Below are 24,661 nucleotides of genomic sequence, written 5' to 3' on the forward strand. Positions count from 1 at the left end.
AGGCGTTCAAAGAAAGCCGATGGCCTCGAGGTAGTTGCAGCCTTTACTCAACAGCGCCGAGTCTTTTTCGGGATAGTGGGCCCCCATTTGTTGTACACCCTGTCGCGCGTTGGCGTGACGAATCATTGAGGTGTCACCGATATCTTCGTCGAGACGGTCGAGATAAAAACCCAGCACGCCAAACAGTGCGTTGTCCTGGCTGACCGTTCGTAGCGACTGTTGCCATTGCGCAACGCTCACCCGCCTGAAACGGTGCCCCGCCCGGCTAAAGGCGTCCAAGTAATGCGCCCAGCTCAAAGGCTGCGGGTTGTGCAGGTTGAACACACTCCGATCGGCTTGAAAACGGTCGCAGTGAAACGCGATGAAACGAGCCAGAAAGTCCACTGGCATCAGGTCGAAGTTCAACGTCAGTCGTGGCAGCAGGCCCAATTGCAGTGACCCCTTGAGCATCAGCATCAGGCGATTTTTCTGCGGTTGGCAGACGCCTGTAAGGCTGTTGAAACTGATATTGCCGGGACGATGGATGTTCACCCAGGCCCCGCGTTCCACAGCGCGCCTCAATTGCCGTTCGGCGACCCACTTGGACAGGTTGTAGCCATTCTTGATGTAAAGCGGCAGCGTGGTCGCGGCGGGCGCTTCGAGGACATAGCCCTGGGCGTCGATACTGCTAGAAGCTGACAGTGTTGAGATGAAGTTGAAGACCTTCTTACAGTGCGTCTCACACAGACGCAGGCATTCAAGTATGGGGTCAACGTTGTCCCTGGTCAGTGATGCGTAGTCCTTGACGTGGTTGACCTGTGCCGCGTTGTGCACCAGTACGCCAAAACGTTTAGCGAGGGTCTCATAGGTATCGTTGGCCAAACCCAATCGAGGCAGGCTGATATCAGCCGCAAGTACCCGCACCCTGCTCAGGTCAAGATGTTCCAGGCGATACTCGTGTAACGCTTGGGTGAATCGCGCCATTGCCGACTGTCCGGGTTTCTCGCGTATCAGGCACGCTATCTCGGTTGCTCCAGTGGCCAACAATGCTTCGACGATATGGACACCCACAAAACTGTTGGCCCCCGTAACGATCATTTTGTAAGGATCGCCCACGCAAGCCGCGGGCAGCGTGTTGAGTGGCCACTCTTGTTGAGAGTCGCGAATCGCCTGGCTGTAGGGGGCGTCGGGTGGTTCGCCGTTTTCCACCAATGTTGCGAGCGTACGAATCGTCGGCGCCTCAATGAAGTGATTCAGCGAGAAGCTACGGCCGAATTGTTCGCGAAAACGCAGTAAGAGGGTCGACAGTAAAATCGAATGGCCGCCCAGGTCGAAGAAGCTTTCGTCGATAGACAATTCTTCCACGGGCAACGCCAGCAGCTCGATCCACAAGCAGGTCAATTGGCTCTGAAGCGGGGTTTGTGCGGCGCTCCGGGCAGTCTGCAAAGTAGGTTGGAGCGGTATTGCCAGCAATGCCGAGCGGTCAATTTTGCCGTTGCTGGAACACGGCATGCGTGGCAAAACGTCCCAGAAACCGGGTCGCATGTAGTCCGGCAGCCACTGTCGCGCGTGTTGCTGCAGGGCCGCCATGGTAGCCCCTAGTTCAGGTTGGGCAACAAAGCCACGGATCCTGCGGTCATGGTCGATCACCACCGCCACCTGGCGGTACAACCGGCTGTTGCGCAAGCACTGTTCAATCTCCTGCGGCTCGACCCGAAAACCACGAATTTTCACTTGATCATCACGCCGCCCCCCCATCACGATCCCATCGGCAGTCCACTGTGCCAGGTCGCCGCTACGGTAGGCACGCAAGGGCTGGCCTCCTGGGATTGCCAGCTCCACGAAAGGGCTGCTGGCCTGTGGTGGCGCGTTTACATACCCAAGGCTCACGCCAGGGCCGACGATATACACCTCGCCCATCACCTGTTCATCCACCGGTTGCCGGTGTTCATCAAGAATCAGAACCTGGCTGTTGGCGATGGGGTGGCCGAGATTGCGGTTGCTGTCACTGGGGCACAACGTCCGATGGGTGACCAGCACCGTGGCCTCCGTAGGCCCATAGAGGTTGTGAAGCTGGCACTGCTTCGCCAGATGCTCGATCACATGAGGTTCGCACACATCACCTCCGGTCAGCAGGTGCGTCAGGCCCAACGGTTGACCGAGCGGCAGAATGCTCAGCAGCGCAGGCGGCAGAAAGGCGTGGGTGACGCGCTGCCGATGGAGAAGATCCAGCAGTTGCTGAGGGTCTTGTCGTTGTTCTGCGCTGGGGACAATCAACGTGGCACCCGCTATCAGGGCGGGGAAAATATCGATCAGTGATGAATCGAAGCTCAGCGGCGAGAACTGCAAGACGCGCCCCTGTTCATCCAGGCTCACGCAGGACCTGAACCATGCTGTGAAATGTGCCAGGTTGGCTTGGCTGAGCAACACGCCTTTGGGTTGGCCGGTGGTGCCTGATGTAAAAAACATCATGCAGGGCGCATCGATATGAGGGCGGACGTGCACCAATGGGCGTGCGATGGCGGCGTCGCGGTGTTCGTTGCTGCTGACATCCAATGAAGTCAAACGCCCGCGTAATGGGTGCTGGCCGGTATCCAGCAATACCCGAGCGCCTGCGATGTCGAGCATGGTCTGCTGGCGATGAGTCGGGTGCTCCGGATCCAGCGGGAGGTACACTGCGCCGCAGCCCAGCACCGCAAGAATGCTGGCATACAGTTCGATAGATTTTTCCAGGCACACCCCCACGACTGCTGGCGTCTGCGCAGTCTCCAGTAAGGGACGTAATTGTTGCTGGATTGCTGAGGCCCGAGCATGCAGGTGACGATAGGTCACTTCGCTGGCACCTATGTTCAAGGCGGCCCGGTCTGCGAAAGTGTAAAAACTTGCCTGCAACCGGTTGATCAACGGCAACCTGGCCTCCTCTATCACAGCAGGGTCTGCGGTGTCGTTGAAGCGGTGGGTGAATGCCAGCGCCTCCAGTACTTCCAGACCTTGTTCAGGCCAGTCATTGGCGACGCCACTCAACGTGAACTGCCCAGAGTCCCGTGCGAAATCACTGACGTGCAGCGCGACCCATTCCACCAGCGCATGCGTTACCTGCTGGCGGAGCCTCTGGCCATTTCCACTGGGCTCGTCGGCGATGTTCAGTACAGCCATGAATTGTCGGCCGGGTCCATAGGCGCGCAGCTGCAGAGTGGGCAGCCCATAGCCGGTTAACGGGCCAACCCCAAGGCGTAGACTTAAGCCTGGCGTGTGATGATTTTGGTCTTGCAGCGACTGACTGCCGTCTTCGATCCACAGGTCGATGCTTTCATCACTCGAGATATGCCCATACTGTTCCAACTCCTGCCTGACAGCGCGCAAGGCGTTGCTGGCGCCGGCAAAGCTGATAGTCAGTCGCCTCATGCCACCCTCCCGGACGCTGGCAAGTAGTCGTTCAACGCTTGCGCCACACTCGGCGTTTGCAGCAAACCGCTGTGTTGGAGGAAGCCAAGAATATTGGCCATCAATGGATGCTGACGTGTGATGGGGAAGGCCAGCGCCGCGACTTCATCGCGTAATTCGCTGCGCAGGTGGGTGCTGATGTCGAGATGTTCGATCACGTACAGGTCGAAGTCTTTTTGCAGGTCGTTCGTCAGGTACTGGGCCAGTAGAACCGGCAGCACCTTGGCAATGCTGTTGCGGTCGTCCGCGCTCGCGGCCTGCCAGTACAAGCGTACGAGCCGTACCCAGAATTGTGCGTGGCGGCCTTCATCAAATAGGTGGTCGGCCATCAGGCCGCGGATGGAAGCTTTGACACTGGTGTCCTTGGAGAACGCGGCCACATCGTGAGTCACCGTGTTTTCGGCAATGGCCACCCCAATCAACGCGACGGCATCGCGCAGGTGGGCTGGCGCCTGTGCCTGTGCCGCCGGCAGTGCGCGGCTCAATTCGATTTCCCTCGGCAGTTCCAAGGGTTGTATACCGGTCATGGCCACGGTTTGCTGCAGGAAATCCAGCGCAACCAATGCGTGGTAGTCCTCGTCCACAACGACAGTCATTGCATCAACACGGCAGATCAGCGGGAAGTGCACCGAAAAGCGATTCTTGGCGATGCTGCGTGCAGTCTCGTCGACGATCTCAGTCTCGAATATCACCACGTCGTTGATGAATTTGTAGAAGCTCTGCACCAGTACAAAATCGCGCCACTGCGGGCAGTGTTCAAGAAAAGTCGCACTGAGTACCAAGGGCTGGCGGCACAGGGGATAGATCAGCTTGTCATCGCTCTCCAGCAAGCGGCGCGGGCGTGTGCGAATGGTTGCTCGGCGCTCCCAGTCGTGGACAATGGGTTGGTAGTCGGTGGCGTTCATGGGTGCACCTCCTGCAGTGAGGCGCGAACCTCATCCCACAACGCGATACGCCCCTCCACGGCAGCGAGCGCGGCGTCGTTGGCCTGTTGCGGGTATGCCGGGTCAGCGTTGGCCAGGCGTTCGAGCAACTGCTCTGCCGCCGGTCCATGATCTTGGGTGTCCAGTTCGATGTGACGCTTGAGATAGGCGCACAAGGTAGGCGCCTGGCGATGGATGAACTCATCAGATTGCAGGATGCGCTCGAACATCCCTGGGATGACATGCTCGCGACCGTGCAGGAAGGTTGCCGCAACACAATGGATAGGCGCATTTAGCGCAAGCTGCAATGTATCGCTGACGAAGCGAGCGACGCCGGGAAGGACCTCGATCGCCTGCAAGGCGGCAGTTGCTTCCAGGCCTTGACGTTGCAGCGCAACGAAGCGGTTGATCGACGAGGTATTGGCACCTACCTCCGCCATGGCCTCCAGATAGAGTTCGAAGTGGCTGCAATAGCCTGTCTCGGGATGCAGGTCTGATTCCTCACCCAGTATGACCTCATTGATCAAGCGCGCTGCGTGTGGGTCGGCAGGCGGTAGCCAGGGCAGGCGAGTGCAGGTCAGGTCCTGTTGCAGGCGTTTAGCGAGGGTCATGAAATCCCAGACAGAAAATACGTGGCTTTCCATAAAAAGTTGTAACTTTCGCAGGGAAGTTATTTCTGAAAATAACGAATGCCCGCATAACTGAAGTTTTGCTGTTTCAAGTAACGGTTGATGCATGGTTGGTGCCTATAAGTTGCCGCGTCTGCTGTGAAAAACAGCGATGAGTATTTGTAGTTGGCAAGAGGTGAGTAGCAGTAGACCAGTTGCTGGCGTGCAGGAGGACTCGATATGGGCGCTGCAACGTCTAGCGAAGTGTCTGGTTTAGTAATAAAAGATAATAAGCGGATTAAACAACTTTGCGGGCATACAAATGTGTTAGAAGTTTTGCTAAATAATATTTGCTGTAATCTAGTTGCTTTGTTGGAAGTGGGAAGTTTCTTCGGAGCGGGGCGCCAACCATTACTTAGTTCGCCCCGCAGCAGGAAAAGAAGCCTTAGTACGTGCCTTTTTTGGCGGGTGCACCCAAGCCGTTGAGGTAGGCCGTGATCACCTCCATGCCTCGCATCAAGTGGTTGCGCAGGGTCAGGATGCTTTCCTGGGTTTTTTTCTGCGCCACGAGGTTCAGTAGCTCGCGGTGATCTTCCTGGGATGTCTCGCCCAGGCCCATGGCCTCAAGGTTGTAACGCAGGAAACGCTCCTCTTCGTTCAAACCGTGCTCCACCAATTTGAGCAGCCGTTGGTTCGGGGCTTTGCCATAAAGTGCCATGTGAAACAGGCGATTGAGGCGTCCTATCTCTGAGTAGTCTTTTTCTTGTTCGAGGGCACAAATAAAGGCCTCCGCTTCGACGATATCGGTGTCAGTGAGCAAGGGAATCGACAGGCGCAACGCTTCAGACTCCAGCAACATCCGCAGTTCATAGGTCTCGGCCGAGTTGTCTTCGATCAACGGAGCAACGACGGCGCCCTTGTGCGTCACTACATGCAGCAGTGACTGGGCTTCCAGCTGGCGCAAGGCTTCACGCACCGGCATGCGGCTGACCCCGAACAGGCTGGCCAACTCCTGTTGGCGCATGGCAGTACCACAGGGCAATCGACCATCCAGGATGGCGTTGCGTAAGGTTTCTTCAATTACGGAACGCGCGAGATGGGCGGGAATAGGTCCGCTGATCTTGATGCTGTTCAAAGGGGTCGGCTTCTGCGTCACGGTTACGCTATCCTCCTTATTCGAATGGACGTGGCTAATTGGATCCAATGCACACTAGAGACTGCCCGTAAGCTTGTCAAACGGGCACAGTTTCGGCTTGTAAGCGTTTCAACATAGCGCTCCCAGCGCCCACAGCCAGCATTTATGGCGCCTTACGCATCCAAGTTCATCCAGCCTGCTTCAAGCGCCGACAATTGCAGCATCAGGTGTTATGGAATGAACACTTTACCGCTGTAATTTATTCCCCAGGGCCAAGCAGCGTGAGGTTGGGCCGGAACATTCCCGCATATCGATATTCATTAACGGTATTTAAATAGCCGTTCTTATATCTATAAAGTCACTCTCCTGTCTGACCGGGAGTGACCTCATGTCCGCCACCTCTACTGTTCCAACAGCGAACGCTACCGCCCAAACCTTCGAGATTCGTCCATTGCCCGGCAACGTCGGCGCCGAGATCATAGGCTTGGACTTGTCGAGACCGGTCAACGACCAGGATTTTGCACGTATCCACCGCGCGCACCTGGACCATCACGTCGTGGTGTTCCGCGACCAGCGCATCACCCCCGAACAGCAGATCGCTTTCAGCCGCCGCTTCGGTGTGCTGCAGATCCACGTGCTCAAGCAATTCCTGCTGGCCAACCACCCGGAAATCCTGATCGTCTCCAACATCATCGAAAACGGTCAATCCATCGGACTGGGAGACGCTGGAAAATTCTGGCATTCGGACCTGTCCTACAAAGAACTACCGAGCCTGGGCTCGATGCTTCACGCCCAAGAGCTGCCCTCTGAAGGTGGCGACACCCTGTTCGCCGACATGCACAAAGCCTGGGACCAACTACCCGCGCATCTGCGCACCGCCGTTGAAGGCCGCAGCGCCGCGCATTCCTACACCGCGCGCTACAGCGAAACCAAATTCGAAGGCAATTGGCGCCCCACACTGACCCCCGAGCAGCTTGCCCAGGTTGCGGAAGTGGTGCACCCCATCGTGCGTACCCACCCGGAAAGCGGCCGCAAGGCGCTGTTCGTCAGTGAAGGATTCACCACGCGCATCGTCGGCCTGCCGGAAGACGAAAGTCGCGACCTGCTGGCCCAGCTCTACGCCCACAGCGTGTTGCCGCAAAACATCTACCGCCACCCATGGCAGCCCCACGACCTGGTGTTCTGGGACAACCGCTCGCTGATCCACCTGGCCGCCGGTTGCCCGAGCCATCTGCGCCGCAAGCTGTTTCGCACCACCATCCAGGGCGACGCGCCTTTCTGATTCGGAGCACGACCATGTCCAGGAAAATTCCATTCGCACGGCTGGCCGCGACTGTCGGCCTGGGCGTCAGCCTGCTGGCTGGCAGCCTTGCTGCACCGACAGCCGCGCAGGCCGAAGGTGAGATCCGTATCGCCGAACAGTTTGGCATCGTTTACCTATTGCTCAACGTGGTGCGCGATCAGAACCTGATCGAAAAATACGGCAAGCAGGAAGGCATCGACATCAAGGTCGACTGGACTCAGCTGTCCGGCGGCGCCGCCGTCAATGACGCGCTGCTCTCCGGTTCCATCGACATTGCCGGTGCTGGCGTTGGCCCGCTGCTGACCATCTGGGACCGCACCCACGGCAAGCAGAACGTCAAGGCCGTCGCGTCCCTGGGTAACTTCCCGTACTACCTGGTGAGCAACAATCCCAAGGTCAAGACCATCGCCGATTTCACTGAGAAGGACCGCATCGCGGTGCCTGCGGTAGGCGTTTCTGTGCAGTCGCGCTTCCTGCAATACGCCGCCGCCAAACAGTGGGGCGACAAGGAATTCAATCGCCTCGACAAATACACCGTCGCCGTCCCGCACCCGGATGCAACCGCCGCCCTGATCGCTGGTGGCACCGAGCTGACCGGGCATTTTTCCAACCCGCCGTTCCAGGACCAGGCCCTGGCCAATCCGAACGTGCATGTGGTGCTGAACACCTACGACTTGCTCGGCCCGAACTCGCCGACGGTGCTGTTCGCCACCGAGAAATTCCGCAATGACAATCCGAAAACCTACAAGGCATTCGTCGAGGCGTTGACCGAAGCCGCGCAGTTCGCCCAGAACGACAAAGGGGCTGCGGCCGACACCTATATCCGCGTGACCAAGGCCAAGATCGGCCGTGCCGAACTGCTGAAAATCATCGACAACCCGCAGTTCGAATTCAGCGTCACGCCCAAGAATACTTATCCGCTGGCGGAATTCCTCTACCGCGTCGGCGCTATCAAGAACAAGCCTGAATCGTGGAAGGACTACTTCTTCCAGGATGCCAAGCCCCTGCAAGGAAGTTGAGATGAACGCGCCCTTGCAAGGCCACACGGCCAGCAACCTGAACACCGCCTTGCCGTTACTGGCGGTGGATAACGTCAGCCTGGAATACCGCACCCCCGAGCGCGTGGTGCGGGCCACCCATCAGGTGAGTTTCGAGATCGATCCCGCCGACCGCTATGTGCTGCTCGGTCCGTCGGGCTGTGGCAAATCCACCTTGCTCAAGTCCATCGCGGGGTTTATCAAGCCCTGCGAAGGCGAGATCCGTCTGCTGGGGCAAAAGGTCGAGCAACCGGGCCCGGACCGCATCGTGGTGTTTCAGGAGTTCGACCAGTTGCCGCCGTGGAAAACCGTCAAACAGAACGTGATGTTTCCACTGCTGGCCTCGAAAACCTTGAAGCGCGCTGAAGCCGAAGAGCGCGCGCTGCACTACCTCGACAAAGTTGGCCTCACGGCGTTTGCCGACGCCTATCCCCACACGCTTTCCGGCGGGATGAAGGCCCGTGTCGCCATCGCCCGTGCCTTGGCCATGCAGCCTAAAATCCTGTTGATGGATGAGCCCTTCGCCGCCCTCGACGCCCTGACCCGGCGCAAGATGCAGGAAGAACTGCTGCTGCTTTGGGAAGAAGTGCGTTTCACCCTGTTGTTCGTGACTCACTCCATCGAAGAGGCGCTGGTAGTGGGCAACCGTATCCTGTTGCTGTCGCCCCATCCTGGGCGCGTACGCGCGGAAATCCACAGCCATCAATACGACCTGCACAGCCTCGGTGGCGTGGAGTTCCAGGCGTCGGCGCGACGCATTCATCGCCTGTTGTTCGATGAAGCGCCCGAGGCCGAACGTGAGTTGGGTTTCGCTGATATCCGCATCGCGTATTAAGGGGAACATCCATGCGCCAGGAATATGAAATCACGCTCGAACCACTGCTCAGCGTTCCCGTGGAGCGCGAACTGCCCCTGCGCCAACGCCTGTGGCAACAAGGCTGGCTGCGCAAGGGCCTGATCCTGATCGTGCTCGCGATCCTCTGGGAAGCGGTTGCGCGTTATCAGAACAATGACTTGCTGTTGCCGAGCTTCTTGCAGACATCGGCCGCACTTTATGACGGCCTGCTCAGCGGCGAACTGCTGAGCAAGGTAAGCATTTCGCTGGTGGTGCTGATCAAGGGTTACCTGATTGGCATCGTGCTGGCGTTCGCCCTGACCACCTTGGCGGTGTCGACCCAACTGGGCCGCGATCTGCTGAGCACCCTGACCTCGATGTTCAACCCGCTGCCCGCCATCGCGTTGTTGCCGCTGGCGCTGCTGTGGTTCGGCCTGGGGCAGAACAGCCTGATCTTTGTGCTGGTGCACTCGGTGTTGTGGGCGCTGGCGCTCAACACCTATTCCGGGTTCCTAGGCGTGTCCGAAACCTTGCGCATGGCCGGGCGCAACTATGGCCTCAAGGGCATGCGTTTTGTGCTGTTCATCCTGATCCCGGCGGCACTGCCGTCGATCCTCGCAGGCCTCAAGATCGGCTGGGCATTTGCCTGGCGCACGTTGATCGCCGCCGAGTTGGTGTTCGGGGCCACCAGTGGCAAGGGCGGCCTGGGGTGGTACATCTTCCAGAACCGCAACGAGCTGTATACCGACAAGGTGTTTGCCGGGCTGGCGGTGGTGATCCTGATCGGCCTGATGGTGGAAAACCTGGTGTTTGACACCGTCGAGCGCCTTACTGTGAAGCGTTGGGGGATGCAGCGCTAAACAGGAATGATTGCTCTTTGCCCGACGTGAGCCCGATAATGCCGGCCGAATCTGACGCCGCCTTGGCGTCAGGCGTACTCGGTAAAAGGATTTACGACGATGCGGTTTTTTGTCTTGGCAGCAGCCTTGCTATTGTCGACCTCGGTCTTCGCGGAGTTTGTGCCCGAGGTGGTCAGCATGCCCAAGCCGCTTTATCCCAGTCACCTGACCTTCACCCAAGGGCATGCACGCATCAGCTTGAATATTCACAACGACGGTACGGTCAGTGATGTCAAAGCGCTCAGCGCCACCAAGCCGGCGTTTGGTGAAGCTGCCGTGGCCGCGGCTACACTCTGGCGCTTCAAGCCGTGGACGGTCACTACCGATCGGCCGGCGGTGCTCGACGCGCAGAACGATATGATTTTCACGCCCGAACCACCGAAGAAAGAAACGACTCAACTGACCTTCACCCAAACCACCTACCAATCCTGCAGCGCGCTGACGGAAGAAGTCAGCCAGTTCCGTCGTGAGCATCCCGCCCGTCCGTTGATCGCCATGAAGAGCTTTGCCATTACCCGTGTGGCGGTAATGTTTCCGGCGTTAAGCGGTAAAAGCGACTACAACGAAGGACTGGCCCGTGCCGACGAACTGGAAAACTCCCTGTCGGACATCGTGCGCAAATGCCAGGCTCATCCCAAAGCTGCTTACGCGGACTACCTGCCCCGTAACGTGAAGCGCTACCTGTAAAGCCTGCTACGATTGCGCCCAGTTCACTCTCTACGGGTCACGAGTGCTTGGCATGCAACTACCGGACATGAACCTGCTGGTCGCCCTTGATGCGTTGCTCGACGAAGGCAGCGTGGTTGGCGCCGCGCGCCGCATGAACCTCAGCCCGGCGGCCATGAGCCGCACCCTTACGCGAATCCGCGAAGCCGTGGGTGACCCGATCCTGGTGCGCGCCGGTCGCGGCCTGGTGCCGACGCCCAAGGCCCTGCAGTTGCAAGGCCAGGTACGCAACGTGGTGGAACAGGCGGCGCTGCTGTTCCGTTCGGCGGACCAAGTGGATTTGAGTACATTGCGCCGTCGCTTCAGCGTGCGCGCCAATGACTTTTTCATCGGCGTGTATGGCGGTCGCCTGTTCGACACCATGGAGCGCATGGCGCCATTGTGCGAGCTGTGCTTCGTGCCCGAGGGCGACACCGACGACGAAGCCCTGCGTGAAGGCCGCCTGGATTTGCGTGTGAGCAACACCATGCCGGTCACCCCCGAAGTGAAGGTGCAGAACCTGTTCTCCACCACCTTCGTCGGTTTGGCGCGGGAAGACCACCCGTTGTTCGATGAAGAAATTACCGCTGCACGCTTCGCCAGCTATTCCCATATCAGCATCTCGCGGCGCGGCATTGCCCGTGGGCCGATCGACACCGCGCTGAATGCCCAGGGCCTGGAGCGCCGCGTGGCGATGATCGCGCCTGGCTTTCACGGCGCGATGTTCATGCTGCCCGATTCCGACCTGCTGCTGCCGGTACCCAAGGAAGCGCTGTTGAGTGCCAATCGCCTGAAACTGCCCCTGCGCTCGTTCGCGTTGCCGATCTCGCTGCCGACGCTGGTCTTGGCCCAATCCTGGCACCCGCGATTCGACAAAGACCCTGCCCACCAATGGCTGCGCGAGACCATGCGCGAGAGTTGCCACGCCACCTGGCTTGAAGCGCAGCCAGTCTGATCATTGCGTCTGGCGCACTTATATCCTTCCAACAAGTAACTTTTTGTCATGTGTGTGCCTGATTAAACTGCTCAGGTATTTAACATTCCGAGTTACCTGTTCATGACGTCCCTCGCTGCCCCCACCCTCGCGGCCGCAGCCAAACCCACTGCCATGACCCCACCCGTATTCGGCCCGCGCATCATCGTCGGGCTGGTCGGCGTGTTGCTGGCGGTGCTGGTCTCTGGCCTCAACGAGATGGTCACCAAGGTGGCCCTCGCGGATATCCGTGGTGCGCTGTACATCGGTTTTGACGAAGGCACCTGGCTGGTCGCGGCCTACACCGCGACTTCCGTGGCGGCCATGGCGTTTGCGCCCTGGTGTTCGGTGACCTTTTCGCTGCGTCGCTTCACGCTGTGCGCCATCGGACTGTTCACTGTGCTCGGCATCCTGTGTCCGTTCGCGCCGAACTACGAAAGCCTGCTGGTGCTGCGCACCGTGCAAGGCCTGGCCGGCGGCGCGTTGCCGCCGATGCTGATGACCGTGGCCCTGCGTTTCCTGCCGGCCAACGTCAAGCTGTACGGCTTGGCCGGCTACGCGCTCACGGCCACCTTCGGCCCGAGCCTCGGCACGCCGTTGGCGGCGCTGTGGACCGAGTACGTCGGCTGGCAGTGGGCGTTCTGGCAAATCGTCGCGCCGTGCCTGCTGGCCATGGTCGCCGTGGCCTACGGCCTGCCGCAGGATCCGCTGCGCCTGGAGCGCTTCAAGCAGTTCAACTGGCGTGGCTTGCTGCTGGGCTTCCCGGCGATCTGCATGCTGGTCATCGGCATCCTGCAAGGCAATCGGCTGGACTGGTTCGAGTCGGGCCTGATCACCTTCCTGCTGTGTGGCGGCAGCCTATTGCTGGTGCTGTTCATGGTGAATGAGTGGTCGCAGCCGATACCGTTCTTCAAATTGCAGATGCTCGGCCTGCGCAACCTGTCATTCGCCCTGATCGTGCTGGCGGGCGTGCTGATGGTGCTGACGTCGGTGATCATCATCCCATCAAGCTTCCTCGCCCAGGTCCAGGGTTACCGTCCGCTGCAAACCGCGCCGGTGATGCTGCTGATGGCGATCCCACAGTTGATCGCGCTGCCGCTGGTGGCGGCGCTGTGCAACCTGCGCTGGGTCGATTGCCGTTGGGTGCTGGGGATCGGACTGAGCATGTTGGTGCTGTGCTGCGTGGGCAGTGCACACCTGACCTCGGAGTGGATTCGCGACGATTTCTATGGCCTGTACCTGTTGCAGATTTTCGGGCAACCGATGGCCGTGTTGCCGCTGCTGATGCTTTCTACCGGCAGCATCCAGCCCATGGACGGGCCGTTCGCGTCCGCCTGGTTCAACACCATCAAGGGCCTCGCCGCCGTGATTGCGACCGGCGTGATCGACACGCTGACCACCCAACGCCTGCACTTCCACTCGACCATGTTGGTGGACCGCCTGGGTAACTCGCCCCTGGCTGAAGGCGACGCGCCGGGCCTGGCGCACCGCCTGCACGAGCAGGCCGTGGTGCTGACTTCTTCGGATCTGTATTACGTCATGGCTGCGGTCGCAGTGGCGTTGATCCTGCTGATTTTCTGGATGCCCACGCGGATCTTTCCGCCCCGCGCACCGACTTGATAGAAAGGACTGTTCATGAAACGCAAAGACAAAATTGCCGTCTCCGTCATCGCCGTATTTGCGGTCGGCGTGTTGGTGTACCTGGTCGCGCCGGGCGTGCTGGGCAGCAAGCGCCAGACCACCAACGACGCCTTCGTCGCCGCTGACTTCACCCTGGTGGCGCCGCGCGTGGCCGGATTTATCAAGGAGGTGCTGGTGGAAGACAACCAGCGCGTCAAGGCCGGGCAACTGCTGGCGCTGATCGACGACCGCGATTTCCGCGCTGCCGCCCAGGCGGCCGACGCCGATACCTTGGTGGCGCAGGCCCAACTGAAAAACGCCACGGCGACCCTGGAGCGGCAAAGTTCGGTCATTGCCCAGGCCCAGGCCACCGTCGCGGCGGATCGCGCCGAAATGGCCTTCGCCGAACACGAACTCAATCGCTACAACCACCTCGCCGGAGTCGGCGCCGGCACCGTGCAGAACGCTCAGCAAGCCAAGACCCGTATCGACCAGGCCACCGCGCGCCTGGCCAATGCCACGGCCGTGCTGGCGGCGGAACGCAAGCAAGTGGAAATCCTCACCGCCCAGCGCGATGCCGCCGAGGGTGGGCTCAAACGCGCCCAAGCCGCGCTGGAACTGGCCAGTTTTCAACTGTCGTACACGCGCATCGTCGCGCCGGTGGATGGCATGGTCGGCGAGCGTGCAGTGCGGGTGGGCGCCTATGTGACGCCGGGCAGCAAGATCCTCGCGGTCGTGCCGCTGGAAGAGGCTTACGTAGTCGCCAACTTCCAGGAAACCCAGCTCTCCCATATGCATGCCGGCCAAGCCGTGCAGGTGCGTGTCGACAGCCTCGACGGTGAATTGCTCAACGGCCATCTGGAGAGCCTCGCGCCCGCGACGGGCGTGACGTTTGCCTCGGTCAAGCCGGACAACGCCACCGGTAACTTCACCAAGGTGGTGCAACGCATTCCGGTGAAGATCGTCCTCGAACCCAACCAGGCGCACATTGAGCGTCTGCGGGTCGGCATGTCGGTGGAAGCCAGCGTCGACACCTCGCCGGCCCGCGCAGCAGCGCGAGGTGGCTCAGCAATGAAACGAGTGGCCTGGCTCACCTTGAGCCTCATCAGCCTGAGCGCCTGCACGGTCGGTCCGGACTTCCACACGCCCCAGAACCCGCAAGTGACCCAATGGAGCGAGCCCCAGGGCCGCCAGGCGGCCAGCCGTGCGGTCAGTGATCCGTTGCAGGAACGCTGGTGGGATGTGTTCCAGGACGCGCAACTCTCGGCGCTTACACGCCGCGCGCTCACCGATAACCTCGACCTGAAACTCGCCAGCAGCCGTCTGCAACAAAGCCGCGCGGTACGCCAGGTGACCACCGCCGAGCGTTATCCGAACGTCAATGCCAACGGTGATTACCTGCGACAACGCAACAGCGGCAAAGGCTTGAGCGACCCGTCCGGCAACAATGGCCGTTCGGCGTTCAACCAGTGGGACATGGGCTTCTCGGCCTCCTGGGAGCTGGACTTCTGGGGCCGCGTCAAACGCGAAACCGAAGCCGCCGACGCCACCCTGCAAGTGGCCGAAAACGATCGTCGCGCGGTGCTGTTGTCAGTGTTGGCCGAGACCGCCCAGGACTACATCCAACTGCGCGGCGTGCAAAACACCCGCGCCGTCACCGAGCAAAACCTTGATGTCGCCCGCCACAGCCTCAAGCTGTCGCAGTTGCGCTTGGCGGACGGTGTGGCGACGGACCTGGACGTTGCCGAAGCCGCCGCTCAAGTCGCCGCCATCGAGGCGCGCCTGCCGGATCTGCAACAGCGTCAGGACCAGCTCATCAACGCCCTCAGTCTGTTGATGGGCGAGCCGCCACAAGCGCTGCACGCGCAGTTGTCCAAGGACGCCGCCGTGCCGCAAACCCAGCGCCAGGTCGCGATTGGTCTGCCGTCGGAGCTGGCCGAACGCCGCCCGGATATCCGCCAGGCCGAGGCGCATTTGCATGCCGCCACTGCGAGTATCGGTGTGGCCAAGGGCGATTTCTACCCACGCATTACCTTGTCCGGCAGCCTCGGCTCCCAGGCCATGCAACTGTCGGATTTTGGCTCCTGGGGATCTCGCGCTTTTGCCTTCGGCCCGCAGTTCAGCTTGCCGCTGTTCAATGGCGGGCGCCTGCAAGGCATGTTGAGCCTGCGTGAAGCCCAGCAACAGGAAGCGGCGCTGGCGTACCAACAAACCGTGTTGCGCGCTTGGCATGAAATCGATGACCAACTGACCCGCTACAACGCCAGCCAACTGCGCCGCGACAGCCTTGCCGAAGCCGTGCGCCAGAACCAGATTGCCCTGCGCACCGCGCAGCAGCAGTACGTTGAAGGCGTGGTGGATTTCGTCAACGTACTCACCGTGCAAAGCGCGCTGCTCGCCACGCAAGAGCAGTGGGTGGAAAGCTCGACGGGCGTGTCGCTGGCGATGGTCGGCTTGTACAAAGCGTTGGGCGGCGGCTGGGAATCGGTGTACCCGCTGAAAATCAAGGCGTGAAACGGGTGGTGGGCGTGTAGAACCTCACCAACAAGACCTATGTGTCGCAGTGCACCAGTGACCTGGATTGCTACTACGGCGAAGGGCGTACGGTGGTGTCGAGCCTGACCTACGACTGGTAGGCAGTCGGTTGTAGGACACGTCCTGATTGAGTCGGGTGTGAACTTTAAACGTCTCGCGAGCGTTAGCTTTTGGCTGGCCACCCTCGCGAGATACGGCCTATGTCTGTCGCTGAAGATCCCTATGCCACACCACGTTCCCGCCTGAGCTGGATGCCGGTTCGCGAACCGGTATTCCTGGTGGTCGCCCCGCGCAAACTCCTCGTCTTGGTGCTGCTGACCCTGGGCGGCTACTTTGCCTACTGGCTCTACCAGCAATGGACGCTTCACCAGCAAGCCAGCGGCAAGACGCTGTGGCCCTGGGTTCGGGTGATGTTTCCGGCGTGCTACTTCTGTTCGCTGATCCTCAGCGTGATGCGTGAACTGGAGCAGGGCGAGTCGGCCTACCATTGGTGGCCGCGCTGGCTGGCGGCGGTGATCTTTGTGGGAGGGTGCTTGCCGTTCACCGTGCTGTGGCTGTTGTCGCCGTTTGCCGCACTGGCTGTCGTTGCCTGCATCGCCGTGTTGCAGGTGGCGTTGGCGTTGCAGCTGCAGTGCGCGATCAATCACTTGGAGCAGGATCCCGAGGGAGAGGGAAACGCACGCCTGACGCGCGCCAATTGGCTGGGAATAGGCATCGGGCTACTGGGATGGGGCTTGCTTGTTACCGTCTGGGGCGCCGGATAAGAGAACGGCGTTTCAAGGGTTTTGCAAAAACACCACATACCCTCGAAACCACTCGCTCGTTTGCAAATACTTCGGTTCCTCCCACGTCCCGCCTTGAATCAAGCCGATCTTGAACGGCAACCCCAACCGGTTCATCCGTGGCAAATACGCCGCGTAATCCGGGATGCTGTGGCGCCCCTGATAAGTCTGCACCACCACTTCATCCACCACGCCCTTGAGTTGGGCGATGGCGGTGGGGTCGGCGTTGCTGCTCCAGTCCATCAGGCCGGTGATGCTCAGGCGCAGGTCGGCGGGCAGGCGCTGGCGCAGGCCGCGCAGGAAGTCGGCGTATTCGTGCAGGTACTGGGTGCGGGCGTCGAAGTCGATCTGAATGCCGACCACCGGATTGCCTGCATCGCGCCAGCGTTGTACCTGGCCAAGCAGTTGGGTGTAGACCTGTTCGGGCCAGCGCAGGGTATGGGCGCGGTAGACGATCCAGATGTCGCCCTGGGTCAGGCGTGGCACGCTGATGCCTTGGGCGATCATCTGCACGCCGCGCCCTGGCGCGCGGCGCGTGGAGTTGATCTGGCCCTGGAGGATGTACAGGCTTTTCGCCTGCTTGAGCACCGGCTGTGGCGTGACGCCGCTCCACAGCCAGAAAGCGTCATAGTCGCGGGCGTCGACGGCGCCGAAGGCCGGACTCGCCAGCAACAGCAAGCCGAGCCACAGGTGCTTCACCAGTAGTACTGCAGCGATTTGCCCCACTGGGTGTCGGCGTAGCTGGTTTTCAGCTGGCGGAACCAGGCTTTGCGCACGGCCGGCTGCACGTCGACGCCGCCGCAACTGTTGTAGCCCGAAGGTCCGTAGCAGTTGATGGCGCGGAACAGGGCGTAGGCCTTGTCGTTCTTGGGGGCCTTGGCGTTGCCGATCACCTGTTTGTAGCCGTCCAGGCGCGAGAAGGTTTCACCCTTGAAGTCCGATGCGCTGCTGCCCAGGCTGCCGGCGGCGCGTGCCTGCTCCAGCGGCATGCCGTCCAGGCCGTTACGCAGGATGAACTCACCCAGGCAGTTCAGGCCCTGTGGGTTCTTGGCATCGGCCTGCAAGGTCGCGGCGATTTGCGTAATACTCGGGCAGGCGTAGCCGGACTCGGCTTTGTCACCGTTCCACTGGAACAGCTTCAAGGTCTGGCTGGCGCTGTAGACATAACCCAGGCTGGTGCCCAGTTTGTCGTCCGGGGCAGCGGCTGGCAGTTGCTTGAGGTCGTCGGCGAAGGTGGCGTACTGGCCGCGCAGCAGGTCTTTGTAGAGCAACACGAATTGCGCGGTCTGGCGCTCCAGCGGGTCGCTGGCCCCGGCGATCTGCTGGCGCAGCAATTCAGGACCGGCGACGTTGCGCAGCAGGATGTAGCGCACCGGTTTGGCGCTGATCGGTGAATCGGCGGCAAACACCTTGGCCAACTGGCCGCTACGCTCGTAGTTCAGGGCCAACGCCAGCTCAAGCTGGTCGCGTTGCAACGGCAGTTTTGCCAGTGGCAGCAGTTGCAGCCAGAGCGCTTCGGCGCCTTTCCAGTCTTGCTTGGCTTCCAGGGCCAGGGCGCGCAGGGTCTGCTGGCTGAAGGCGAAGTAATTCAGGCTCGACGGAACGCTCTGGGGCAATTGTTTCAGCGCGGCGTCCGGCTGATGCTCGGTATACAGCGCAGACACCGCGAGCAAGTAGTCATACAGCTGCGGCGCGCCAGCGAACGCCGCTTTCTGCTTTTCCAGGTCGGCGCGAGAGAGGGCGGGCTGGTTGCCACCGCGCATCACCATCAGGTCACTGACAAACTGGATCATCGGCGTGGTGACGGTCTCGCTATTGACCATCAACAGCTTGAGGTCGGCTTCCTCCACCAGATCATCCAGCGACACATTGCGCTGCGCGTCAGTCGCTTCGGTCATCGCCCAGCCGAAGGCCTCGGCGAGTTTGGTGTTGTCACCGGCCAACCAGTAGACGCGACGCAACAGGCCACGGGCGGAGGCCAGGTAGTCGCCCTGTGGATAAGTTTTCAGGTAACCGAGGAAGCCTTCTTCGGCATCACTCAGGGCGGACTTATCCACATGCTCAAGCTGCGGCATGCCGTACTCGTCAAAGGCTTCAGCCTGGGCCTGGTTCAAGGAGGTACGTGCGGTCATGTACAGCGCGGTTTCCTTCAGCCAAGGCACCTGGCTGGTGCTGGCGGCGGCAAAACCGCGCTCAGCGTCACCGAAGCGGCCGCTGTAGAAGTCGGCGGCGGCTTGCAGGTAGGTACGGAACAGTTGGCCGTCGTGGGACTGGATCTGCTGGGCGTCCACCACCTGGCCTTCCCACGAACAGGCCTTGAGCAGTTGCAAGCGCGCCTTTACCAGCAACTCACGCTCGGCTGCCGGCATGTCGGCCTTGATCACCTGGCTGATGAAGGCCGTGGCGCTGTCATCATCGTTGCTGCGGCAACGGCTGCCTTCGCCAGTCAGGAACGCTTCGCCTGCGCTCTCGTACTCGTCGCGCTGGATGCCCAGGGGCTTGAGCAGCGTGTCGAGTTCAGCGGTGCGCGAGTTGTCCGGCTTGTTGTCGGGCTCATCGTTTGTCGCGGGAATAGGCGCCAGGCGATAGACCGGGAAGGGCACCAGGCCGAAGCCCTGGGACAGATCATCTTCGCTCAGGGCGTTGGGGGTGAGCGGTTCGGTCTTTTTGTCCGCCAGCAGCAGGCGCAGGTTGACGCGACTGTCGTTGCCGGGGCTCAGGAAGGGCAGGTTACTGCAGGAATCGAGGCTGTCACGCGAGACACGCCAATCGGGGTAGCACGAGTCGTCAGAGCTGGCCTGGGCCTGTTGGGTGATGCCGGCAAGCAGTGCCAGTGCCAGAGGTGACAGAAAACCGATGCGCATGTCGTGTCCTTGATCCTGAGTCCTTGGAGGGGGGCAATAATAGCGTGTTCCTACGGTTGCTTCGGAGAAGCCCTGCACAAATTGCTGATTTGTCCTAAAGTGGCGGTTGTTCGCGCGTGCGCATGTTTTGCCTTTGAAAAGGCAGTAGTAGAGGTGTCGAGGTGCGACGTTCAGTGGTAGCGCAAAATGAAAAAGTCGGGACGTTACCCGCACTCAGTCGCCTCAGTTGGGAAGGTGCCGGCTGGATCAGTCGTCTCTGGTGGGTGCCGATCCTGGCGCTGGCCATGGCCCTGCGGTTTTACAACCTTACGTCGGCGGCGATTTGGGGCGACGAGGGCTCTAGCCTGCTGCTCAGCGAATATGCCTTGGGCGACCTGTGGTTCCACGCGGCGCACGACGTGCACCCGCCGCTGTATTTTTTCCTGCTGCGCGGCTGGATCGAATTGTTCGGCGACAGCATCTGGTCGATTCGCGGCATGAGTGCCATTCCCGGCGTGGTGGCCGTGGGTCTGGGCATCTGGCTCACGCGGCAACTGTCCACCCGCCGTGCGGCGGTGCTGGCGGGGATCCTGCTGGCGCTGTTGCCGACGGCGGTGCGCTACAGCCAGGAAGTGCGCATGTATTCGCTGCTGGGCGTGTGGTTGCTGGGCGCCACGCTGGCGCTGGTGTACTGGGTTCGCCAACCCGAGCGCACGCGGTATCTGGCGGCGTATGTCGTCTTGATGACGGCCGGTTTCTACACCCATTATTTCACTGCACTGTGCGTGTTGGTGCACTGGGCCTATCTGAGTGTGCTGGCTGGCACGATGCCGCGTGACCAGCGGCTGATCACACGCCCGGCCTGGTGGGTGGCCAACGCCGCGATTGTGTTGCTGTACCTGCCGTGGCTGCCGAACCTGCTGGACCTGGTGCAGCATGTCGAACAGCTCAAGGTGGGCGGTGATATTGGCTGGGAAGAGCCGGTCAGCCTGTTCTCCCTGCCGTCGATGATGTGGCAGTTTGTGCTTCAAGACGAAGGCGTTGGTTTCTGGTCGCCGCTGTTCTGGCTGTTCCCGTTGCTACTGGTGGCTGTCGTGTTTGCCACCGCTTGGCGTGACCGTGAGCGCTATCGGCCGGCCAGCCTGTTGGCGCTGTTTTTCCTGTTGCCACTGCTGTTGGTCTACGGGGTGTCATTTATTTCCCCGGTGTTTATCGAACGTTACCTGACGGTGTATGCCCTGGGTTTGCCGATCCTGCTGGCGATGGCCATCGATCGTCTGCCATCGCGGTTTTCACTGCTGGGGGCGGCGCTGTTCGTGCTGTTTGTCGGCGTGGAACTGGTGGGGTTGAAAAACAATTTCACCGTGGACGAACACGACCAGTTCAACGTGCCGGTGGAGTTCGTCAACCGCAATTACCAGGAAGACGACCGCATCGTCCTCAGCGACATGATGTGGTACCTCAGCTACGTGTATTACGACCAGACTGACGCCCAGTTGCAGCTCTACACTCCGCCCAAACCCGACGGCACGCCCACCCGGCCGAATGCCTATGGCTTTGGCACGTTGGTGGACCAGGACGGCGGGCGCATCTACCTCGACCACCTGTCGGCATTGCCCGCAGAGACCCTCCGTGTATGGCTGATCAGCAGCAACGAAGCCCCCGACGACTTCGCCCCGCTGCCCGAAGGCTGGCGCGAACTCAGTCGCCAGGATGGCGGCGGCGCGCGGGCGCGGTTGTTCGTGCTGTGCAACGTACCGTCGGCACAACCCGAGGGCTGCCGCTAGACTGGGTTGACACTTTTCTATCAGGAGCCTGCCATGGAATCGCCCGTGCATAGCTTGCCGTCATTGTTCAAACAGCTGGGTTTGCCGGATGACCCGGTGAGTATCGAGAAGTTTGTGGCGGTTCACTCGCCGCTCAAGCCGGAGCTGAAACTGGCGGATGCGTTTTTCTGGACGGACAGCCAGAAGGCGTTTTTACGCGAGGAGATTCTGGAGGATGCGGATTGGGCTGAGGTGGTGGATGAGTTGAATTTGATGTTGCGGGGTGGGCGAGGGGTGTAAAAAAAACTTTGCTGAAACACGATAATGTAAAAAAAAATGGTGAGAGGTAAAAAAAACTGGGCTTTAATCGCTCAAGTGAATTTTTTCTGGGGAAGCTCACCTTGGCGACAGTCGGATATGCCTATCTCTGCGAATCGCTGGATTTAAAGGTCATCCCGCTTCAGCGCGTCGCGATGATTAAACCCGTGACCAGAATCACCTTGATCGGCAACTGCCTGGCGGTTCCGCATGCCGTCGCACCTGCGCAACATGCCCTGTTTGAGCACGTGCTGTTCGCACTCAAGCATGAGGGTGTGAATCTCGCCATACTTGCCCAGGTTTTTGAACGTCTTGGTCCGGAGCAATTTTTGGCCGGTTTGGCGGAGTCCCCCCATGGCGCCTTTATCCGTAAAGCCTGCTATTTGTGGGAAGGATTTACCGGGCGAGCGCTTGATTACGCACTACCTGTTCGGGGGCGTGTTGTTGCCTTGTTTGATCCCGAGCGCTATGTGACTGGCCCAAGCATCCGCAACAGTCGTTGGCGAATTGATTTTAATGGCCTGGGCTCTCTGCATTACTGCGCGACTGTGGAGAGAACGCCTGAGTTAGAGGCGTTGTTGGCGCTTGATGTGTTGGGTCGCGCCAAATCCTTCATGGCCATGCTCCCACCCGAAATGATGGACCGCGCGATCCAGTGGGCCTATCTCCACGAAACCCGCGATTCGTTCGCCATCGAAAAAGAACAACCCAGCGAAGAAAAATCCCGACGCTTTGTCCAGCTTTTACGCCAGGCCCACGAAGGGCGGCTGCTGACAGAGGACTACTTGGTCGAGCTGCAAAACAGCACCGTCTCCAACCCGTTCGACAAAGCCGTCGCATTCCGCCATGAACAAAACCACCTGCACAACGGCCTGCGTGGTGCAGCGGGTGTCAGCTATGTACCACCTGCTGCGGCGCTCTGTCAGGACCTGATGGAAGAATTGATGGCGTTCGCCAACCAGCCTGTGAGAGAGGTTGATCCATTGGTGGCGGCTGCCGTCACTGCTTTCGGCTTTGTGTTCCTGCATCCGTTCATGGACGGTAATGGGCGCCTGTCTCGCTTCCTGATCCACCAAACACTCTGCCACTACGGCGCGCTGGAGAACGGGCTGTTGTTGCCTGTTTCCGTTGCGATGAAGCACGAAGAGGCGGCCTATCTGGAGGCGCTCAAGTCGTTCTCCCAACCCAGGCGGGAATTCTGGAGCGTGACTTGGCTGGATGGCGATGAAATGGCCTTCGAGTTCATCGGCCACCCGTCGATTTACCGCTACTGGGACGCCACCCGCTGTGTCGAATTCACCCTGCAAATGGCTCGACGCGCATTGGAAGTGGAACTGCGTGAAGAAACCGAATTCCTCGACCGCTACGACCGCGTGATCAAGGCCGTGAACCAGCGTTATGACGTGCGCGGCAGTGATCTGTCGAAGCTGGTGATGATGTGCCTGGACAACGAGGGCAAGGTTTCGAAGCATCGGCGCAAGCAGTTTCAGTACAGCGTGGCGGAGGAGGTGTTTGAGTTTATCGAGGAGGAGACCCTGAGGTTAATCGGGGAGTAATAGGGCGATCCTGAAATTTTGTGGAGAATATGGGAAATGTCCTATTTCTTTATAGGACGCGGACTATGGTCGCAGCAGGCGTTTTTTCTTATCAAAGGGAGGACCTCCTATTGACAAGAGATGCGACATGCAAAAACTAATTCCGCGTAGACAACTACAAAATTTTGATCCCTCGACAATTGAACCTATAAGTCCTTTTTTTGCGACATCAATTGTTGAGTCTCAACTTTCCTCTACTGCCCATTTATTCGGTTTGTCTGAACTCATCCGTGAATGTGGTGTACGTTTGAGTTCGTGTGTAGCGAGGAATGAGCGAAAAGGAATACTTGAGAAAATTAAAAGTGGAGAGTGGCTGCTTATTTCAGAGCGGGTGGGTGCTTTAAATGACGCAGGTGCCAGGCGATGTATCCCTATCGGATTCTCTCCTCGCCAGCCTGAGAGCGAGGCGGCGGCAGGGCCAGGAAAATGGGCATTTTTTAGCATCGATTATGACGGAGTGAAAAACACCGCGATTATAGCCGCCAATCGATTAGGGTCTATGGGAGATCAAGGTCGAGTATTTGGTTCTGACGGTAAAGATTTAGCAAACACGACCAGAACACTCATTCAGCAATGGGTACCACTTAATGATTTCGAGGAGCACCGCATCGCGGATTCTGCTATCCGTCGATATGGCGAGCTGCGGCATACCCCGCAACGGTTTCTGGAAGGAGAGGACAAGTGGCAGGTTGGGGGGAAATCGTGGCACTGGCAGCCAGTTACGCAGGATGAGGCGTATGAGATAAAGGGTGGAACAAAATGAGCCGTCGTAGAATTTGGCTGTTGTGGGGAGCGATGGATGCGATTTATCTCATTTGGTACTCAATCAATAGTTTTTTAAATAACAGAATCCCGTATTTGACTGACGTAGTAAACGCGTCAACTGTTTTGCAGGAGCATAGTGTTGTGCAACTGTATATGTTTGTGTTGGCGTTAATTTTACACGTGTCAATATTTGCATCGTGCGCGATGTTTTTTTTTCAAAAAAGATCAGTCTGGTGGCTTGTCTTTTTCCAAACGCCTTTACGGCTTGTGCTTGTTATTCCGTCCGTTTCACTACTGTTAGTAGGCGCTCGAATCGCCCCGCATTACAGCCTGCCGTTAATGGCTGGCTTGATCGGCGCTTCGGAGATTCTAAAAGTCTGGAGCGTGTGGCGATGGAGCAGAAAAAGGTGATGCTTTTGTCTGTCGCGCCAGATCTTTCATGGTAACCCTGCCTCCAGAAATGATGGATCGCGCCATCCAATGGGCTTACCTCCAAGAAACGGGTGTCAGCCATGTACCACCTGCTGCGGCGCTCTGTCAGGAACTGATGAAAGAGGTGATGGCGTTCGCCAATCAGCCTCCGTTCGCTTGAGGCA

General features: G+C 59.5%; 21 protein-coding genes and 1 pseudogene. 16 read left to right on the forward strand and 6 right to left on the reverse strand.

The genetic code is table 11. From position 1 onward, the window contains the following. Window positions 1-6 precede the first annotated feature (6 nt). From AYR47_RS07690 to AYR47_RS07705, 4 genes are all read right to left on the reverse strand, one after another. The gene (locus AYR47_RS07690) at window positions 7-3,384 is read right to left on the reverse strand and encodes an amino acid adenylation domain-containing protein (protein WP_061434775.1); all 3,378 of its coding nucleotides are present in this window, start codon (window positions 3,382-3,384) and stop codon (window positions 7-9) included. Further along, window positions 3,381-4,328, reverse strand: coding sequence for a diiron oxygenase (locus AYR47_RS07695; protein WP_061434777.1), 948 nt, complete (start codon window positions 4,326-4,328; stop codon window positions 3,381-3,383). The genes AYR47_RS07690 and AYR47_RS07695 overlap by 4 nt, the downstream gene beginning before the upstream one ends. Continuing rightward, a complete protein-coding gene (locus AYR47_RS07700) occupies window positions 4,325-5,083 on the reverse strand; it encodes a DUF3050 domain-containing protein (protein ID WP_033900078.1) in 759 nt (252 codons plus the stop codon). The genes AYR47_RS07695 and AYR47_RS07700 overlap by 4 nt, the downstream gene beginning before the upstream one ends. 316 nt (window positions 5,084-5,399) lie before the next feature. After that, window positions 5,400-6,110 (reverse strand): GntR family transcriptional regulator, encoded by a 711-nt coding sequence (locus AYR47_RS07705; RefSeq protein WP_061434778.1) that lies wholly within the window; start codon window positions 6,108-6,110, stop codon window positions 5,400-5,402. Between the two features lie 367 nt (window positions 6,111-6,477). Here AYR47_RS07705 and AYR47_RS07710 point away from each other — a divergent pair, with 367 nt between their 5' ends. The 10 genes and pseudogenes from AYR47_RS07710 to AYR47_RS07750 all read left to right on the forward strand — a co-directional run bounded on the left by AYR47_RS07710 (window position 6,478) and on the right by AYR47_RS07750 (window position 16,760). Beyond that, complete coding sequence (locus AYR47_RS07710; protein WP_061434779.1) at window positions 6,478-7,371, forward strand: TauD/TfdA dioxygenase family protein; 894 nt, start codon at window positions 6,478-6,480, stop codon at window positions 7,369-7,371. A gap of 14 nt (window positions 7,372-7,385) precedes the next feature. Then, on the forward strand, window positions 7,386-8,411 hold the full coding sequence (locus AYR47_RS07715; protein ID WP_061434780.1) for an ABC transporter substrate-binding protein: 1,026 nt from the start codon (window positions 7,386-7,388) through the stop codon (window positions 8,409-8,411). A 1-nt stretch (window position 8,412) separates the two neighbouring features. After that, complete coding sequence (locus AYR47_RS07720; protein WP_033900086.1) at window positions 8,413-9,264, forward strand: ABC transporter ATP-binding protein; 852 nt, start codon at window positions 8,413-8,415, stop codon at window positions 9,262-9,264. An 11-nt stretch (window positions 9,265-9,275) separates the two neighbouring features. Continuing rightward, complete coding sequence (locus AYR47_RS07725) at window positions 9,276-10,124, forward strand: ABC transporter permease (protein ID WP_061434787.1); 849 nt, start codon at window positions 9,276-9,278, stop codon at window positions 10,122-10,124. A 99-nt stretch (window positions 10,125-10,223) separates the two neighbouring features. Further along, entirely contained in the window at window positions 10,224-10,850 is a 627-nt protein-coding gene (locus AYR47_RS07730; RefSeq protein ID WP_061434789.1) for a TonB family protein, read from the forward strand. Window positions 10,851-10,902: 52 nt separating this feature from the next. Continuing rightward, window positions 10,903-11,823 carry a LysR family transcriptional regulator gene (locus tag AYR47_RS07735; RefSeq protein WP_061434791.1) on the forward strand — a complete coding sequence of 307 codons (921 nt, stop codon included), beginning with the start codon at window positions 10,903-10,905 and terminating at the stop codon, window positions 11,821-11,823. A 102-nt stretch (window positions 11,824-11,925) separates the two neighbouring features. Then, complete coding sequence (locus tag AYR47_RS07740; RefSeq protein WP_061434793.1) at window positions 11,926-13,461, forward strand: MFS transporter; 1,536 nt, start codon at window positions 11,926-11,928, stop codon at window positions 13,459-13,461. A 15-nt stretch (window positions 13,462-13,476) separates the two neighbouring features. Continuing rightward, a pseudogene (locus AYR47_RS31900) lies at window positions 13,477-14,536 on the forward strand (HlyD family secretion protein). Beyond that, a complete protein-coding gene (locus AYR47_RS07745) occupies window positions 14,533-15,975 on the forward strand; it encodes an efflux transporter outer membrane subunit (protein ID WP_061449409.1) in 1,443 nt (480 codons plus the stop codon). Before AYR47_RS31900 ends, AYR47_RS07745 begins: the two are co-directional and overlap by 4 nt. A gap of 221 nt (window positions 15,976-16,196) precedes the next feature. Then, window positions 16,197-16,760 (forward strand): hypothetical protein, encoded by a 564-nt coding sequence (locus AYR47_RS07750; protein WP_061434795.1) that lies wholly within the window; start codon window positions 16,197-16,199, stop codon window positions 16,758-16,760. A 12-nt stretch (window positions 16,761-16,772) separates the two neighbouring features. On the opposite strand, the gene AYR47_RS07755 is transcribed toward AYR47_RS07750, so the two are convergent. Both AYR47_RS07755 and AYR47_RS07760 read right to left on the reverse strand, forming a co-directional pair. Next, window positions 16,773-17,477, reverse strand: a complete 705-nt coding sequence (locus AYR47_RS07755; protein WP_061434796.1) for a DUF3142 domain-containing protein — start codon at window positions 17,475-17,477, stop codon at window positions 16,773-16,775. Beyond that, entirely contained in the window at window positions 17,474-19,642 is a 2,169-nt protein-coding gene (locus AYR47_RS07760) for a hypothetical protein (RefSeq protein ID WP_061434797.1), read from the reverse strand. The genes AYR47_RS07755 and AYR47_RS07760 overlap by 4 nt, the downstream gene beginning before the upstream one ends. 161 nt (window positions 19,643-19,803) lie before the next feature. On the opposite strand from AYR47_RS07760, the gene AYR47_RS07765 reads away from it, so the two are divergent. From AYR47_RS07765 to AYR47_RS32515, 6 genes are all read left to right on the forward strand, one after another. Then, the gene (locus tag AYR47_RS07765; protein ID WP_061434798.1) at window positions 19,804-21,408 is read left to right on the forward strand and encodes a glycosyltransferase family 39 protein; all 1,605 of its coding nucleotides are present in this window, start codon (window positions 19,804-19,806) and stop codon (window positions 21,406-21,408) included. A 33-nt stretch (window positions 21,409-21,441) separates the two neighbouring features. Next, on the forward strand, window positions 21,442-21,687 hold the full coding sequence (locus AYR47_RS07770; protein ID WP_033900115.1) for a DUF2789 domain-containing protein: 246 nt from the start codon (window positions 21,442-21,444) through the stop codon (window positions 21,685-21,687). Window positions 21,688-21,788: 101 nt separating this feature from the next. Then, entirely contained in the window at window positions 21,789-23,261 is a 1,473-nt protein-coding gene (locus AYR47_RS07775; RefSeq protein ID WP_061434799.1) for a Fic family protein, read from the forward strand. A gap of 127 nt (window positions 23,262-23,388) precedes the next feature. Beyond that, entirely contained in the window at window positions 23,389-24,063 is a 675-nt protein-coding gene (locus AYR47_RS32510) for a hypothetical protein (RefSeq protein ID WP_156487782.1), read from the forward strand. Then, the gene (locus AYR47_RS31910; protein WP_033900118.1) at window positions 24,060-24,476 is read left to right on the forward strand and encodes a hypothetical protein; all 417 of its coding nucleotides are present in this window, start codon (window positions 24,060-24,062) and stop codon (window positions 24,474-24,476) included. The genes AYR47_RS32510 and AYR47_RS31910 overlap by 4 nt, the downstream gene beginning before the upstream one ends. A gap of 28 nt (window positions 24,477-24,504) precedes the next feature. Then, window positions 24,505-24,657 (forward strand): hypothetical protein, encoded by a 153-nt coding sequence (locus AYR47_RS32515; RefSeq protein ID WP_156487783.1) that lies wholly within the window; start codon window positions 24,505-24,507, stop codon window positions 24,655-24,657. Window positions 24,658-24,661: the final 4 nt, after the last annotated feature.

The sequence above is a fragment of the Pseudomonas azotoformans genome (genome assembly GCF_001579805.1).
Taxonomy (GTDB): Bacteria; Pseudomonadota; Gammaproteobacteria; order Pseudomonadales; family Pseudomonadaceae; genus Aquipseudomonas; species Aquipseudomonas azotoformans_A.